We start from the raw sequence: 16224 nt of genomic DNA on the forward strand, positions 1-16224 counted from the left end.
TTCTTTAGGATTATTTGAAAATTAGAGCAGTGAATATAAATACTACTAAAATTATATCACTGCTCTTTTTTATTTTCTCAGCATTCTATTTATATATCGCGTATCAAATTCAAGTTTTTTCATTTGATGAAAACGCACCTTTTAATGCCAGAACGTTTCCAATTTATTTAGGTTATGCAGGTTTATTTTTTTCTGGTTTAAAGATTATTTTACCAGAGCCTAATACCATTAAAGTTGATCATAATAATTTAGAGTACAAGAAAACAGCTATACTTGTGATTATAGCAATTATTTATGGAGCAACTATATTAAAGGTAGGTTATTTCTTAACTACCTCTCTATTTCTAGCGTCTTCTTATTATGCGCTAGGTGAGAGAAGATGGAAGTTAATATTTTTACTCTCTTTCCCTTTCGTCGGTGCTTTTATGTACCTTTTACATGGAGTACTTGAGATTTATTTAAGAGATCCATTTTTAAAACTAATTGGAGTTATGGGATGATTGAAGGAATTTTAATTGGTTTAAAAACAGCTCTTACATTTCAAAACATATTTATGGTTATGATTGGTTGTTTTTTTGGAACCATCATTGGAATGCTACCTGGTCTTGGACCAATGACAGCAATAGCACTAATGATACCTATTACTTATGGTTTTGACCCAGCAACTGGATTAATTTTAATGGCAGGTGTTTATTATGGCGCAGTATTTGGTGGATCAACTTCATCAATTTTATTAAACGCCCCTGGAGTTCCCGGAACTGTTGCAACATCATTTGATGGATATCCAATGGCTCAACAAGGTAAAGCTGGAAAAGCTTTAGCTATTGCTGCTTGGAGTTCTTTTGCAGGTGGAACACTTGCTTCAATTTATTTATTATTTCTTGCACCTAGTTTATCAAAAGTAAGTTTATCCTTTAGGTCACCAGATTATTTTGCTTTAATGATTTTAGGTTTAACAGCAATTGCAGCCTTTTCATCAAAAGGACAATTTTTAAAAGCAATGATGATGGTTGTTTTAGGTTTAATGTTAGCATCAGTTGGTCAAGATTCTTTATCTGACATTACAAGATTTACTTTTAATAATATGAATTTATCTGATGGGATAAGTTTCGTTTTAGTTGTAATGGCAACTTTTGCCATGAGTGAAGCTTTAACAATTATTTTAAAACGAAATGATCCATCAGCTGTTGCCAAACAAGTTTCATTAACTGAACTAGGTTCAATTAAGATTAATAAAGAAGAGAGAGGTAAAATGTTAAAAGCTATTCCTCGAAACTCAGTTATTGGATTTTTAATTGGAGTTTTGCCAGGTGCTGGGGCAACTATTGCTTCATTTCTAGCCTATGGAATGGAAAGAAATTTTGTTAGCGATGAAGAAAAAGAAAAATTTGGTAAGGGTAGCGTTCATGGTTTAACTGCACCAGAAACTGCAAACAATGCAGCATGCTCTGGAGCTTTTGTCCCTTTACTAACTTTAGGAATACCTGGAAGTGGGACGACTGCGGTAATGCTTGGTGCTTTATTAGGATTTGGAATTCAACCAGGGCCTAGACTTTATATAACTAACCCTGAAATTTTTTGGTCAGTTATTATGTCTATGTACATTGGAATGGTAGTGTTGCTTATTCTAAACTTACCTTTGATACCTTACATAGCAAGAATACTTGCAGTACCTAAAAATTATTTAATTCCACTTATTTTATTTTTTTCAATTACTGGAATTTACGTAATGTCATTTAATAATTTTGACATTTATTTAATGATTGGAATTGCTGTTGTTGCAACTTTTATGCGCTTATATGATTTTCCAATGCCACCACTCATATTAGCCTTTGTCCTCGGTGGATTAATGGAAGAAAACTTAAGAAGATCTTTATTAATAAGTGATGGTTCGTGGACTTTTTTATGGGACAGACCTCTTACCGCTATAATAATAGGATTTACAATTCTAATTGTTGGTTGGCAAATTTATAAAACAATTAAGAATAAAAAGATTTAGTTTAGAATTTTTTTATATTCTTCAATAATAGTACTCCACTTAAATTTAGCAGAATTTTCTTTGGCAGCTTTTCCATACTCATGAAATTTATTATTTTCTAACATTAGATTAATTGATGAATAAACTTCATCTAATTCATTACCATCACAGATTAAACCTGTTTTCTCATGTTCAATTGCATCTGCTGCACCTCCATCTTTTCCCCCAAGAGAGGGCACTCCATATTGAGCAGCCTCAACATAAGCGATACCAAACCCCTCAATAGATTTTTTATGAACAACTGAAGGCATGACAAAAATATCTGATTTAGCAACTAATGCATTTTTTAATTCATTAGAAATATCTTTAAAGAACATTACTTGGGGTTGAAGGCCCAGTTCTGCTATTAATTTTTTAATATTTTTTTCTTCATCACCATAACCCACACAAATATAGATAATACTTGGGTAGATTTGTTTTAAATTTCGAAGCGCCATGATTACCTTTTCATGATTTTTTCTTTTATCAAATCTAGAGACAGTAATAAGTCTTGGAGATTTATATTTTAATAAATTCTCTACTTTATCTAAAGTTTTTTTATCCAATTCTTCAACTGGATCAACACCAGGATTAATAACTATAATTTTATCTTGCTGAACACCCAATGAAATAGCTAAATTTTTAGTATTTTCAGAATTAGCAACGATGGTTTCAACATTATCTAAAACCTCTAACACTCTTTTATTAAGAGAGGTACCTTTCTCGTGATTAATTTCTTTACCATGGATCAAGCATATCTTTTTTTTATTAGTTTTAAGATGTTCTAAACTTTTCCAATGATCAGCAATAATACCATCAATTTTATTTTCTTTAATAAATTCATTAATTAATTGAGCTTTTCTATATTTTCTTAGAAGCTTTATTCCACCAACACGCTCTATTGAAAAAGAAACTTGCTCGTCAAATAATTTATGATTTTCATAATAATCAGCAAATACTTTTATCATGTAGTGTTTTGAAAATTCATTTGCTAAACCCCACATTAAATTCTGCATACCACCAACTTCTGGAGGAAATGTTTTTGTAACTATTAAATACATTAATTATTTAACCATTTAATACCGCAGCCAACACTTGAAATTTGCGTTTCGGGACCTTTGCCCGTCTCAGCTATTTGTTTCATTGCTGTAAATAAATCACTATCACCAGCTCTTACTGGTTTTAAATTATCTAATTCTCTTATTCGACCTCTATATTGCAATTCTAAATTATTATTGTATCCAAAAAAATCAGGCGTGCATACAGCATTATAACTTTTTGCAACATTTTGAGTTTCATCAAATAGATATGAAAAATTAAACTGATGTTTTTTAGCAAATTTAATCATATTTTCAAAACTATCTTCAGGATAATTTATTGGATCATTAGCTGAAATAGCCACAGCTTTTATTCCAAATTTTTCTAAATTTTTACAATCTTCGACAATGTCTTTAATAACAGCTTTTACATAAGGGCAGTGGTTACAAATAAACATGACCAAAGTTCCATTTGTCCCTTTAACGTCATTTAATTTAATAATTTCGTTATTAGTGGACTTTAATTCAAAGCTTTTAGCAGCTTGTCCGAAATCACATATTGGAGTTTTTAACGGCATGTTATAATAACATATAAGTTATGTTTTGTGATTTGGAAGATAAAAAAGTTAAAAATTTAGGTGAAAATTGGTCTGCATCTAATGCATCTATCATTGGTGATGTCACTTTAGAAAAAAATACCAGCATTTGGTTTAATGTTACCATAAGAGGTGATGTTGAAAATATTTATGTTGGTGAAGGCTCCAATATTCAAGATGGGAGTGTATTGCATACCGATCCTGGTTACCCATTAAAAATTGGTAAAGACGTAACTATTGGTCACTTAGTTATGCTTCATGGGTGCACCATTGAAGATAATTCTTTAATTGGAATTGGTGCTGTCATTTTAAATGGAGCAAAGATTGGGAAAAATTGCATTATAGGCGCTAATGCATTGATCACTGAAAACAAAATCATCCCTAATAATTCTCTAGTGGTTGGATCCCCTGGTAAAATTGTAAGACAAGTCTCAACTGAAGAAGCAAAGTCAATAACTGAAAATGCTATTCATTACCAAGAAAATTGGAAAAAATATTCTAAATCAGTATTTTAAAAAAACAAATGAGTCATTTATCTCAAAAGGAATTAGATTTATTTACAAATAAAATTTTAGAAGATTATGATGCCAAGAATCCTGGGACAATTTTTAAAGAGAAAATAGAAATAGGTAATGAAGATGCTTTGCTTATTCAATCAAATATTGCAAGATTAAGAGAGAAGAGAGGAGAAATAATTATTGGATATAAAATAGGATGTGTTGCAAAAGAGACTCAAAAAAAAATGGGATTTACACAACCTGCATGTGGTTATCTTTGGAAAAGTGAATTGTACACTAGCGGTGTAACTCTTAATAAAAAAAACTACACCAACCCTGCAATGGAGGCTGAATTTGGTATTATATTAAATCGTGATATTAAAGCTGAACTATCTTCTTTTGATTATATACTAGACTCGATTGAAGGAATTTATCCTTTAATTGAAATTCATAATCTTATTTTTTATGGTAATGAGCCATATGGAGCTGAACTTCTTGCAAATAATGCAATACATGCTGGAGTGGTTTTAGGCCCAGAAACAAAATTACCAATAGATAAAATAGACACCAATCTTAAGCTTATTTATAACAATGAAATAATAGATACTTGGGTTAATAAAAAATGGCCATATGATATGCTTTCAGAAATTGAGTGGCTAGTTAAAGAACTAGCCAAAAAAAGAATTTATTTGAAAAAAGGTGATTTAATTTTGACAGGCGCTTATGGATTTCCAGTCCCAATAAATGATAAAAAATTAATTGAAGTTACATCATCAAAATTTGGAGTTGTAAAGGCTACTTTTTATTAAGGAATTAACCAAGTATCTTTGTTATTCTCTAAATCAAATCTAGCTCTACGATGACCTTTAGCTGCTAAATAAAGCCACTCAATACTTTTAATTTTACATTGAATAACAGTAAAGTTTTTATAACCCACCTCACTTTGCTCCATAGTAAATTCAAAATTATCTAACTCAGGTTTAAGCCCTGAAGTCGGAGTTTCAGATTTCGTTCCTGGACCATTATCAACTAGATAACACTTTCTACTCATATGACCTGTTTTTAACCAGGATTGTTTTGTAATGTCATTTTCATGATTAACAACGCATTCAACCTTAAGTCTAACTTGGATCTTCTCATCCTTGTCATAAAATAACATTGCTGCATTTTTATTTTTTTTTAATTTAGCAATTTTATCTGATCTAATATCACTATGGTATTGGATAAAATTATTTTCTCGATCTGATTTTCTAAGGACTACAATTCTTCCATCAAAGTCATTTTGGCCACCACAAATAAATACAGGAATTCTAAATTGAGAACCTCTATCTTTGATAGCATTATCCAGCATGGACCAAATTTTATTTTTGATCTCCTCAAAATCTTCGTAGTATGCTGGTTGCATTATAGATTATTTACTAAGTCTTCTAATCAAACTGGATGTATCCCAACGGTTTCCACCCATTTCTTGAACTTCACCGTAATACTTATCAACAACTTCTGTTACAGGTAGTAGAGAGCCATTATTTTTAGCTTCATCCATTGCAATTTTCAAATCTTTTCTCATCCAATCAACTGCAAAACCAAATTCAAACTGATCATCAATCATCGTTTTGTATCTGTTTTCCATTTGCCAAGATTGAGCAGCACCTTTAGATATTACTTCAATTACATCTTCCATATTTAAACCAGCTTTTTTTCCAAAGTTAATCGCTTCAGATAAACCCTGAACAAGACCTGCGATACAAATTTGGTTAACCATTTTTGCTAATTGGCCATTACCTGCGCCACCTAATAATTTCATCTTTTTGCTATAGCAATCAATTTTATCTTTAACTTTATAAAAATCAGCTTGATCACCACCAATCATAACAGTTAGTGCACCATTTTCTGCTCCAGCTTGACCACCTGATACTGGTGCATCTAATGATCCAAATCCATTTTTTTTTGCAAATTCATAAATCTCTCTTGCGATTGTTGCAGAAGCTGTAGTGTTATCAACATAGATAGCACCTTTTTTAATTGTTTTAAAAATACCATTATCACCAAAAGTTACTTCACGAAGATCGTTATCATTTCCAACACATGTGAATATATACTCTGCACCATCTGCTGCTTCTGCAGGAGTATTGGCTTTAGATCCTTTGAATTCTGCGACCCACTTATCTGCTTTTGAAGAGGTTCTATTATAAACAGTTACATTGTGACCAGCTTTTGATATATAACCAGCCATTGGATAACCCATGACGCCGAGACCAATGAAAGCAACATTACAAGACATAAATTTTATTTCCTATGTTTAAAAGTTTGAATTTTAAAGTAATTTTATTTGGATTTATATTTACATTTTTTTCAAGTTTTGGACAGAGTTTTTTTTTAGGACTGTTCAATTCAAGCATAAGGGACGCACTTTCTATCACGCATGGTCAATTTGGATCAATATATGCGTCTGCAACTTTATTAAGTAGTTTTATACTTGTTTGGATTGGAAAAAAAATTGATGACTTTAATATCTTAAAATTTGCAGCTTATGTGATTGCATTACTGGCAGTCTCTTGTTTTTTATTTTCTAAAATTTCATCAGTAATTTTTTTATTTTTCTCAATCTTTTTAATGAGATTGTCAGGACAAGGACTAATGTCTCACACTGCAACTACAACAATATCAAGATTTTTTGAAAAAACTAGAGGCCGAGCACTAAGTATAACTTGGCTTGGTTTATCTTTAGCTGAATTTATTTTACCATTATTAATTATTTTTTTATTAACTTTTGTTGATTGGAGAAATATTTGGATAGTTATTTCAATTTTTGTTATTGTGGTATTGCCAATTATTACTTTTTCATTAGTAAAAAATATTAAGTTAGATTCAAGAGAAACCGTAAGTCTTAATGACGTTAAGACAAAAGAAATTAAACAATGGAAAAGAAGTGAAGTATTAAAAGATTATAGATTTTATATTATTTGCTTAACTATGTTAGTGATGCCTTCAATTGCAACAGGTACATTTGTTTATCAATCTTTTATAGTTTCATCTAAAAATTGGGGTCCTTATGTAATAGCTCAATCCTTTATGGTGTACTCAATTTTATCAGTGATTACTTTATTTTTGTCTGGGTTCTTGATTGATAAATTTACAAGTAGGAAGTTATTAATCTACATGAACATTCCATTATTATTTGCTACATTTGTACTTTATTATTTTAATTCACCATTTTCATCTTATATCTTCCTAGGTTTAATCGGTATATCAAATGGCTTGTCTAATGTTTTGGGTTCTGCTACCTGGGCTGAAATTTATGGTGTTAAATATATTGGTTCCATTAAAGCACTAACAACAGCTTTCATGGTATTTTCAACAGCATTTGGAACAGCTCTATTTGGAATATTGATCGATAATAGTTTTTCGATTGAACAAATTGCCTTAGCTTCTGGCTCATACACATTAATTGCAATATTCCTTCTATTATTAATAAAAAATAAGTTAAATCCTCAATATTTGTAAAATTATTCTTGATTTTTTTTAACCACCGTATAGATACTGCGCATGGCTAGAGTAACAGTAGAAGATTGCATAGATAAAGTAGAAAGCCCTTACGAATTAGTATTGGTTGCTAAAGAAAGAGCAGTTCAATTAAATTCAGGATTGGAGCCTACTCTTGATAGAGATAATGACAAAAATACAGTTATATCTTTAAGAGAAATTGCAGCAGACACTATTAAAGTTTCAGACTTAACTGATAGTGCCATTCTTAAACTTAGAAAACATGTTGAGCAAGTTGATGATGGTACAGATGATGATGAAGTTATCGGTGATGATTTTGACAGTATGTATAAGGGTGAAATTTCTAAAAGCGGAACACCTATTTTACCATCTAAAAGAGCTAGAAAAATTCCAGAAAAAATTCAAGTTGCACCAGAAGATTTAGAAGAATTAACTGCAAAAGTAGAACCTGAAGTAGACGTTGATGCAGAGTTAGAAGTGGGAGATGAAGAGACACCAGTTTCTTTAGATCAAATAGCCGAAAGTGAAACTGCAGAAGATAGTTCAGAAGAAACTGAACCTAATAGTTAATTATTAAATTCCTTTAAGATTTTTTCTCTGTGTTCGTCAAGATCAGGGATATCACCACGTGTTTTTTCATCTTTATAATTAGACATTTTAATTGGATTACCCGCTAGTTTAAAATCACCAATAACTTTATGATGCGCTTTAACAATCATATTCCGAGCTTCAATTTGAGGATTTTCAACAGCTTCTTTAATGTTAAAGATAGGACCACATGGAATTTTTTCTTTTTCCATTTCACTTACCCATTCATTTGTATTCTTAACAATAAGTTTATCTTCAAGTATTTTTTTAAGATCATCCATATTTTCAGATCGTAAAGAATTGGTATTAAATTTTGCATCTTTAGAAATTTCAGGAATATTTAAAACATTACAGAGTTTTTCAAATAGTTTTTCATTACCAGCCGCTATAATGATGTAACTATCTTTAGTTTTAAAAGCTTCAAAAGGAGCGATAGATGGATGACGAGATCCCATGGGTTTAGGTATTTCATTTTTAGCAAGATACCTTGCTATAGCATTTTCTAAAATTGCAATTTGACAATCCAACATTGACACATCAATAAAAGTTCCTTTACCAGTTTTTTCTCTATCATAAAGTGCAGCATTAATTCCAACGGTTGTGAATAATCCTGCAGTAATATCTCCAATAGATGTTCCAACTCTAGTTGGTTCTGAATTAGGTTGACCAGTAACACTCATTAAACCACCCATACCTTGAACAACCATATCGTAAGCAGGTAATTCTTTTAATGGACCAGTTTGTCCAAAACCTGATGCTGATGCATAAATTAGTTTTGGATATTTTTTACAAACATCTTTCCAGCCATATCCCCACTTCTCTAATGTGCCAGGTTTAAAATTTTCAACTAAGATATCTGCTTTAGCTAGAATTTTGTTGAATATTTTTTTGTCATCTTCATTTTTTAAATTAAGAGCAATACTTTCTTTGCCTCTATTAAGTGACATAAAATATGCTGAATAATCTTCAATAAAAGGTCCAAATTTTCTAGAGTCGTCTCCAACCTCTGGCGCTTCAACCTTTATCACGCGTGCACCTAGATCTGAAAGCATCATAGTGCAATAAGGGCCAACAAGCACTCTAGTTAGGTCAAGAACTAATAGATTTTTTAAAGGACCATCCATATTTTTTACAATAATGTTTTTGTGTAATGTTGACTCTTACCAAGAACTTTAATTATATGCATCATTAAAATAACTAATGAGAGGAATAATAATGTTTAAAAAAATATCTTTATATTTTACAGCATTAGTTTTAGTTTTATCAACAGTTGGTTCTGCTTATGCGGTAACGTTAAAAGCAAGTCACCAATGGCCTGGTACACCTAGAGCTGATGGATCTTTTGACCCACGTCACGAGATGGTACAAATTATTGCTGATGAAGTAAAAAAAGCTAATGTTGACATCGATATTAGAATTTACCCAGCAAAATCTTTATACAAACCTAAAGAGCAGTGGAAACCAATGACTACTGGTCAATTAGATATATCTGCCTTCCCTTTGGGTTACGCATCAAAGTTTCACCCAGAGTTTAGTGCAACTTTAATGCCAGGAACAGTTAAAAACCATGACCACGCTTTAAGATTTAATAAATCTCCGATGATGACAGAGATTAAAAAAATTATTAATGATGCAGGTGTAGTTGTTTTATCTGATGCTTGGTTAGGTGGTGGTTTTGTTTCAAAAACAAAATGTATTAGAAAACCTAGCGATGCAAAAGGTCAAGTAATGAGAGCAGCTGGTAAAGCATTTAACCAAATGCTCGAAGGTGCAGGAGCTGGTATTCAAAGTATGCCATCTTCAGAAATTTATACTGGTCTACAAACAGGTGTATTAACTGGTGCAAATACTAGTTCAGGAAGTTTTGTAAGTTACAAAATTTACGAACAGGTAAAATGTGCAACACCTCCAGGAAAATTTGGTTTATGGTTTATGTATGAGCCGATCCTTATGTCTAAGAAGTCTTTTGATGCTTTAAGTTCTAAACAACAAAAAGCTCTTATGAAAGCTGGAAAAGTAGCTGAAAAATATATGACCGCACAAGTAGCTAACCTTGATAAGACATTTGAAGATGCTTATAGAGATGCTGGTGTTGAGCTAGTATATATGACTGCTGCAGATCACGCTGAATGGATTGAGATTGCAAAGAAAACTGCCCACAAAGCGTTTGCAGAGCAAGTACCAGGTGGTGCAAAGCTTATGGAAATGGCTTTAGCAGTTAAATAAAATAATATATAACGAACCCCTATTTGTGAAAATGAATAGGGGTTTTTTTTATGAAAAAAAAATATTTAAAATTTTGTAATTACACTTCCCAAGCTTGTGGAGCTTTTGCTGTGGGTGCTTTAATTTTATCAATTTTAGTAATTGTTGAGCTTGTTTTTGAAAGATATTTTTTTCAAAGAGCTATTACGTGGCAAACTGAATTAGTGACTATACTACTTGTTGCGTCTACTTTTATTGGTAGTGCTTATGTTTTAAGTGAAAAAGCCCATGTAAGCATGGAATGGATATATGATTTTATGTCTAAAAAAAATATTGTTAAGCTTAAAATTTTTACTTCATTATTAAGCTTATGTTTTTTCTTAATTCTATTTTATTTTGGTTTTTTGATGGTTGAAGAAGCATTTACTAAGAATTATACAACAGGAACTATTTGGGACCCACCATTATGGGTGCCATATTCTTCAATGCTAATAGGTTCTATTTTAATGATACTTCAATATATTGCTGAAATAATTAAACTTTATGATGAGGGGGATTTTAAATAATGGACCCACTTACAATTGCTATAATTGTTGCAGTTTTTACTTTGATAGTTTTATTCTCCGGTATTCCAATTGCTTTTGGTTTAAGTTTTGTTTCAATTACTCTCTTGGTTGCTTTCGAAGGACTGCAAATGTTGGATGTATTTGCTGAAACTTTTTATGCAGGCTTAAATTCTTTTGTACTGTTATCTATTCCAATGTTCATACTTATGGGTATGGCGGTTGCTCATTCACCTGCAGGAAAAGATTTATATACTGGCCTTGATAGATGGCTTTGGAGAGTACCAGGTGGTTTAGTTATTTCTAATATTGGTGCGTGTTCAATTTTTGCTGCTTTAAGTGGATCAAGTCCAGCAACATGTGCTGCAATTGGTACTATGGGAATTCCTGAAATGAGAAAAAGAGGATACTCAGACGAAATTGCTACAGGAACAATTGCTGCTGGAGGAACGTTAGGAGTTTTAATTCCACCGAGTATAGTTTTAATTGTTTATGGCATGGCAACAGGAACTTCTATTGGAAGACTATTTTTATCTGGCATTATTCCAGGGTTTATGTTGGCAAGTCTTTTTGCAATTTGGGCATTAATACACAGTTACTTCATTGATAAAAATGCAGCTAAATTACTAAGAAATAGAAAGCCACCAACGTTAAAAGAAAAACTTGAAGTTCTTCCTAGAATTTTTCCATTTCTTGCGATCATTATTGGGGTTTTATACGTTCTCTATGGAGGTGTAGCTACACCATCTGAAGCATCTGGTGTCGGTGCATTTTTAGTTTTTGTAATGATTGCAGTTGTTTACAAAATTTATCAGCCTAAAAAGATTTGGAATATTATTAAAATTTCAATGAAAGAAAGTGTAATGATAATGTTTATTATTGCAGCCTCTTACCTTTTTGCATTCACACTATCTCAACTTTATGTAACTCAATCGCTTGCTCAGAGCATGATAGAATTAAGCAGTAATAAGTGGATGATTTTTTTGATGGTTAATGTGTTTTTACTTGTTGCTGGTTTCTTTTTACCACCAGTTGCCGTTATTGTGATGACTTCAGCGATATTATTACCAGTAATAACTACATTAGGTTTTGATCCATATTGGTTTGCAATTGTATTTACAATAAATATGGAAATAGGCTTAATAACACCACCTGTTGGATTAAACCTTTATATAATTAAAGGAATAACACCTGATGTAAGTTTATCCACAATCTTAAAGGGATCATTTCCATTTATGATGATGATGGTTTTATCCATACTTATATTATGTATCTTTCCTGAGATCGTATCGTGGTTACCTGATAAACTAATGGGTAAACCTCTTGGATATTAAAAAAGAAATTAATAGAAAAATTTCAGTAGCACCGATGATGGATTGTACCGATCGTCATGATCGTTATTTTTTAAGGTTGATGAGCAAGAATGTTATGTTGTATTCAGAAATGGTTGCAACAAAATCTGCAATTCATGGAGACCAAAAAAAAATTTTATCTTATAGTCCAGAAGAAAAACCTCTAGCATTACAAGTAGGTGGATCTGATAAAGCAGAATTAGCTGAAGTTGCAAAAATTGCAGAAGACATGGGTTATGATGAAATTAATATTAATTTAGGCTGTCCTAGTAAAAAAGTTCAAAAAAATATGTTTGGTGCTTGCTTGATGAGAGAACCAGATCTTGTTGCGGAATGCATCAATTCAATGGTTAATGCTTGTAAAATTCCAGTTACTGCAAAAACTAGAATTGGTTTTGATGATACAGAAGAATTTGATTATTTAAATAATTTTATATTAAAGATGAAAGGAGTTGGTTGTAACACTTTTATATTGCATGCTCGAAAGGCTATTTTAACAGGAATGTCACCTAAGCAAAATTTAAATATTCCAAAACTAAACTATGGAATGGTCTACAAGATAAAAGAAGAAAATCCAGACTTAGAAATTATTATTAATGGAGGAATTTCAAAAATTGATGAGATTAAAAATCATTTAACCTTATGTGATGGTGTTATGATTGGTAGATCCATATATCAAAATCCTTATTCGTTAGTTGAAATTGAAAATGAAATTTTTGCAACAAAAGAAAGACCTACAAGAGAGGAGATTGCTGAGAAACTACTAGAGTACCTTGAGAAAGAAGTTAAGCTTGGCACAAAGGTAAATCATATTATGAGACATACAGTTGGATTATATCATGGGCAAATTGGTTCAAAAGATTGGAAGAGATATTTAAGTGATAATATGATGGCAAGAGATTCAGATTTTCAAAAATCAAAACATATAATGACTATTGTACAAAATAACGAGAAAGCTAACCAAGTTAACTCATAATGGAAAGTTTAAATTATGGTGAGATAATTAATCTATTAGCGGTCCTTGCAATTTCTGCAGCTATTGCAGGTTTTATGGCTGGATTACTTGGTGTTGGAGGTGGAATTATAATGGTTCCAGCTTTGTATTATGCTTTTACTGTATTAGATTTTGAATTAGCAACTAGAATGCATTTAGCTGTTGGAACTTCTTTAGCTATTATTATTCCCACTTCAATAATTTCAACCAAAACTCATATGGAATATGATGCAGTAGATTTCAAGATGGTAAAATCTTTTGGTATATTTATTTTAATAGGCGTTATTGCTGGAACTTTTTTAGCAGTTAATTTAAAGACACCAACCCTAGTATTATTCTTTTCGATATTTGCTTTTATGGTGGGTTTATTTTTTATCTTTCTTAGAGAAAAACTTGTGGAAAATCCTAAAACAATTTCTAACATTGTTAAAAATATCTCAGGGATTGTGATTGGTTTTATTTCAGTGCCCCTAGGTATTGGTGGTGGATCTTTAATGGTACCATTTATGAGAACTTTTGGTTATGACATAAGAAAATCGATTGGCACAGCTGCAGCAGTTGGTTTTTTGATTTCACTTAGCGGAACGATCACAATGATTATGGGTGGAAAGATAATTGATAATATCAATACTCCTTTTAGTGTGGGTTATATAAATTTATTAGGGTTTGCAGTATTTGTTCCAGTTACAATGATTATGGCTAGGTTGGGAGCAAAAGCTGTTTATAAAATAGATAAAAAACTATTAAGTAAAATATTTGGCACTTTTTTACTTATAGTATCCATAAGATCTTTCGTTGAATATTTAAATATTATATAATTAATTATGTTTAATTTTAAAGAGATAATTTCATCCATTGCTGACGCAGGTCAAAAACTTTTTAGTATAAAAAATATTAAAAAAAATGACCTAGAATCTATTATATCATTATGTGATGATTTGATTTCACACAAAGGGGCAGCATTTGGCATTACTGTAGCTAGAGATATTACTGAACTATATCAATCACTATCTCCAGAAAATAAAATATTATTTTTTAAAAAAATTAATGATAAATATAAGCCCAGCTTTACAAAAGTTAACGAAGTAATTGAAAATTATACGAAATCTCAAAATGAAAAAACTTTGTCTGATTTATTTAAAGTTTCTGAAGGTAAGAGAAGAGAACTTTTTAGAAGAATGAATATGGCACCAAATGGAACTGCGATTATAGTTGCCCTAAGAGAAGATTTAATAAGAATATTAAAAGACAATAAAGAACTTTCAGAATTAGATAATGATCTTAGGCATTTATTTAGAGCTTGGTTTAATCCAGGATTTCTTAAACTTACTAAAATTACATGGGATACAAAGGCTGCAGTTTTAGAAAAAATAATTAAATATGAAAGAGTTCATCAAATAAAAGATATGAATGAACTTAAAAGAAGGTTAGGTGAAGATAGAAGGTTTTTCTCTTACTTTCATCCAGCTCTTGAAGATGAGCCTATTATTTTTGTTCAAGTAGCCCTTACCAAAGGTCTTGGCAAATCTATTCAAGAATTAATGAAGCCAACAGATAATGAAGAAAAATCTTATGATACAGCTACTTTTTATTCAATTAGCAACTGTCAAGAAGGTCTATCAAGAGTAACTTTGGGTAATTTTTTAATAAAGAGAGTGGTTTATGAAATACAAGAAGAGCTACCTCACATTAAAAACTTTGGCACCTTATCACCTATACCAGGGTTTGCTGATTGGTTTGCTTATTTAGATGAAACTAAGATTAAAAATATTTTAGGTGATCTAAAGGATCAAGATGCTATTTTTTTAAAATCTCAAGATTTAAAATTAGGTGACAGTAGAATTGTAAGAAATAAAGAGGCTATAATAAAACTAGCAGCTCATTATATTGTTAATGAAAAAAATGCAAAAGGACTACCTGTGAATGATGTTAGTAGATTTCATTTAGGTAATGGAGCAATTGTCTATGATATAGTTGTTAATGCAAATATTTCAGAAACAGGTTTTAAAAGATCTTATGGTGTTATGGTTAATTACCTTTATGAGCTTAAAAATATAGAAAAAAATCATGAAGAATATATGAACAATAATAAAGTAATCGTCTCTGATAAAATAAAGAAATATTTATAAATATATTCTTTATTATTTAATTAAGACCCCACTTAACTTTATTCCAGATCCTTTCATGAAAATAATAAAAAAAGAGAGGAATTATAGAACCTAGCCCTAGTATTCCAGCTCCTTTAAAGCTACCAGTAAAAATGTATCCAAAAATTACCCAGTAGATAAAAATAAAAAGTCTCCATGAAAATGTCTTAGCAACGGAACGTATTTTCTTATCAGCCATAATAAAATTAGCCTATAATAATTTTTGCTTATAGAACACATTTATATTAATATTTAACTATGACTAATAAAGTAAGTAAAAGTTTTCTAAAAGATTCTCATTTAATAGATGATTTAAAACTATGTAGCATTCGTTTAATTGATAACGCTAAATTTCCTTGGATTATTTTAATTCCAAAGCGAAAAAATATTACTGATATCTCAGAGCTTAACTCAAAAGATCAAATGTTATTAATGAAAGAAATTGTTCATTGCAGCAAGTTAATGAAAAAAATATTTAAAACAAAAAAACTTAATGTTGAAAAAATTGGTAACATTGTTCCTCAATTACATATTCATATTATTGTAAGATCTACTAAAGATAGTACATGGCCGCTATCGGTTTGGGTGGTTAAAGGTAAACCTTATTCAAAAGTTCTATTAACAAAAACTATTCTTAAGATTAAAAAGTATTTTTAAAAAGGTAAGGACAGAGGTAGCTTTAGTCTCCCGCCACTACCTCTTAAACATTATATATCTGATTCGT

At 30.9% G+C, this 16224-nt stretch carries 19 protein-coding genes; 13 read left to right on the forward strand and 6 right to left on the reverse strand.

What is annotated here, in order from left to right; genetic code table 11:
• Positions 1 to 29 precede the first annotated feature (29 nt).
• Both ABXT61_RS02210 and ABXT61_RS02215 read left to right on the forward strand, forming a co-directional pair.
• Positions 30 to 500: a tripartite tricarboxylate transporter TctB family protein gene (locus tag ABXT61_RS02210; protein WP_415315673.1), complete on the forward strand. Its 471-nt coding sequence runs from the start codon at positions 30 to 32 to the stop codon at positions 498 to 500.
• Positions 497 to 1999 (forward strand): tripartite tricarboxylate transporter permease, encoded by a 1503-nt coding sequence (locus tag ABXT61_RS02215; RefSeq protein ID WP_271492753.1) that lies wholly within the window; start codon positions 497 to 499, stop codon positions 1997 to 1999. Before ABXT61_RS02210 ends, ABXT61_RS02215 begins: the two co-directional genes overlap by 4 nt.
• Here the strand turns inward: ABXT61_RS02215 and ABXT61_RS02220 are convergent.
• Together ABXT61_RS02220 and ABXT61_RS02225 are read right to left on the reverse strand one after the other, a co-directional pair.
• On the reverse strand, positions 1996 to 3078 hold the full coding sequence (locus ABXT61_RS02220) for a glycosyltransferase family 4 protein (RefSeq protein WP_415315674.1): 1083 nt from the start codon (positions 3076 to 3078) through the stop codon (positions 1996 to 1998). The genes ABXT61_RS02215 and ABXT61_RS02220 overlap by 4 nt on opposite strands.
• Positions 3078 to 3632: a thioredoxin family protein gene (locus ABXT61_RS02225; RefSeq protein WP_415315675.1), complete on the reverse strand. Its 555-nt coding sequence runs from the start codon at positions 3630 to 3632 to the stop codon at positions 3078 to 3080. Before ABXT61_RS02225 ends, ABXT61_RS02220 begins: the two co-directional genes overlap by 1 nt.
• A 20-nt stretch (positions 3633 to 3652) precedes the next feature.
• Here ABXT61_RS02225 and ABXT61_RS02230 point away from each other — a divergent pair, with 20 nt between their 5' ends.
• Together ABXT61_RS02230 and ABXT61_RS02235 are read left to right on the forward strand one after the other, a co-directional pair.
• Positions 3653 to 4165 (forward strand): gamma carbonic anhydrase family protein, encoded by a 513-nt coding sequence (locus tag ABXT61_RS02230; RefSeq protein WP_415315676.1) that lies wholly within the window; start codon positions 3653 to 3655, stop codon positions 4163 to 4165.
• 8 nt (positions 4166 to 4173) lie between these two features.
• A complete protein-coding gene (locus tag ABXT61_RS02235) occupies positions 4174 to 4956 on the forward strand; it encodes a fumarylacetoacetate hydrolase family protein (RefSeq protein WP_415315677.1) in 783 nt (260 codons plus the stop codon).
• Here the strand turns inward: ABXT61_RS02235 and ABXT61_RS02240 are convergent.
• Together ABXT61_RS02240 and ABXT61_RS02245 are read right to left on the reverse strand one after the other, a co-directional pair.
• Positions 4953 to 5552, reverse strand: a complete 600-nt coding sequence (locus tag ABXT61_RS02240) for a pyridoxamine 5'-phosphate oxidase family protein (protein WP_415315678.1) — start codon at positions 5550 to 5552, stop codon at positions 4953 to 4955. The two genes, ABXT61_RS02235 and ABXT61_RS02240, sit on opposite strands and share 4 nt — an antisense overlap.
• 6 nt (positions 5553 to 5558) lie before the next feature.
• On the reverse strand, positions 5559 to 6428 hold the full coding sequence (locus ABXT61_RS02245) for an NAD(P)-dependent oxidoreductase (RefSeq protein ID WP_415315679.1): 870 nt from the start codon (positions 6426 to 6428) through the stop codon (positions 5559 to 5561).
• Positions 6429 to 6442: 14 nt separating this feature from the next.
• Here ABXT61_RS02245 and ABXT61_RS02250 point away from each other — a divergent pair, with 14 nt between their 5' ends.
• Positions 6443 to 7651: an MFS transporter gene (locus ABXT61_RS02250; RefSeq protein WP_415315680.1), complete on the forward strand. Its 1209-nt coding sequence runs from the start codon at positions 6443 to 6445 to the stop codon at positions 7649 to 7651.
• 42 nt (positions 7652 to 7693) lie between these two features.
• Positions 7694 to 8221 (forward strand): DNA-directed RNA polymerase subunit omega, encoded by a 528-nt coding sequence (gene rpoZ / locus ABXT61_RS02255; RefSeq protein WP_415315681.1) that lies wholly within the window; start codon positions 7694 to 7696, stop codon positions 8219 to 8221.
• On the opposite strand, the gene ABXT61_RS02260 is transcribed toward rpoZ, so the two are convergent.
• The gene (locus tag ABXT61_RS02260) at positions 8218 to 9363 is read right to left on the reverse strand and encodes a CaiB/BaiF CoA transferase family protein (RefSeq protein ID WP_415315682.1); all 1146 of its coding nucleotides are present in this window, start codon (positions 9361 to 9363) and stop codon (positions 8218 to 8220) included. The genes rpoZ and ABXT61_RS02260 overlap by 4 nt on opposite strands.
• A 91-nt stretch (positions 9364 to 9454) precedes the next feature.
• On the opposite strand from ABXT61_RS02260, the gene dctP reads away from it, so the two are divergent.
• Genes dctP through ABXT61_RS02290 form a run of 6 tightly spaced genes read left to right on the forward strand, consistent with a single transcriptional unit; the run spans position 9455 to position 15482 of the window.
• A complete protein-coding gene (gene dctP, locus ABXT61_RS02265; RefSeq protein ID WP_271482773.1) occupies positions 9455 to 10465 on the forward strand; it encodes a TRAP transporter substrate-binding protein DctP in 1011 nt (336 codons plus the stop codon).
• A 50-nt stretch (positions 10466 to 10515) separates the two neighbouring features.
• Complete coding sequence (locus tag ABXT61_RS02270; protein ID WP_415302667.1) at positions 10516 to 11010, forward strand: TRAP transporter small permease subunit; 495 nt, start codon at positions 10516 to 10518, stop codon at positions 11008 to 11010.
• Positions 11010 to 12341 carry a TRAP transporter large permease gene (locus tag ABXT61_RS02275; protein ID WP_415315683.1) on the forward strand — a complete coding sequence of 444 codons (1332 nt, stop codon included), beginning with the start codon at positions 11010 to 11012 and terminating at the stop codon, positions 12339 to 12341. Before ABXT61_RS02270 ends, ABXT61_RS02275 begins: the two co-directional genes overlap by 1 nt.
• Positions 12331 to 13335 (forward strand): tRNA dihydrouridine(20/20a) synthase DusA, encoded by a 1005-nt coding sequence (dusA, locus tag ABXT61_RS02280; protein WP_415315684.1) that lies wholly within the window; start codon positions 12331 to 12333, stop codon positions 13333 to 13335. Before ABXT61_RS02275 ends, dusA begins: the two co-directional genes overlap by 11 nt.
• Positions 13335 to 14171 carry a sulfite exporter TauE/SafE family protein gene (locus ABXT61_RS02285; RefSeq protein WP_415315685.1) on the forward strand — a complete coding sequence of 279 codons (837 nt, stop codon included), beginning with the start codon at positions 13335 to 13337 and terminating at the stop codon, positions 14169 to 14171. The genes dusA and ABXT61_RS02285 overlap by 1 nt, the downstream gene beginning before the upstream one ends.
• A gap of 6 nt (positions 14172 to 14177) precedes the next feature.
• Positions 14178 to 15482 carry a malonyl-CoA decarboxylase domain-containing protein gene (locus tag ABXT61_RS02290; RefSeq protein ID WP_415315686.1) on the forward strand — a complete coding sequence of 435 codons (1305 nt, stop codon included), beginning with the start codon at positions 14178 to 14180 and terminating at the stop codon, positions 15480 to 15482.
• 16 nt (positions 15483 to 15498) lie between these two features.
• Here the strand turns inward: ABXT61_RS02290 and ABXT61_RS02295 are convergent, their stop codons facing one another.
• Entirely contained in the window at positions 15499 to 15699 is a 201-nt protein-coding gene (locus ABXT61_RS02295) for a DUF2061 domain-containing protein (protein ID WP_168606116.1), read from the reverse strand.
• A gap of 59 nt (positions 15700 to 15758) precedes the next feature.
• Between ABXT61_RS02295 and ABXT61_RS02300 the strand changes: the two genes are divergently transcribed.
• Positions 15759 to 16157: an HIT domain-containing protein gene (locus tag ABXT61_RS02300; RefSeq protein WP_415315687.1), complete on the forward strand. Its 399-nt coding sequence runs from the start codon at positions 15759 to 15761 to the stop codon at positions 16155 to 16157.
• The last annotated feature ends 67 nt before the right edge of the window (positions 16158 to 16224 follow it).

Source organism: Candidatus Pelagibacter sp. Uisw_137, assembly GCF_047720245.1.
In the GTDB taxonomy this organism is placed as follows: Bacteria; Pseudomonadota; Alphaproteobacteria; order Pelagibacterales; family Pelagibacteraceae; genus Pelagibacter.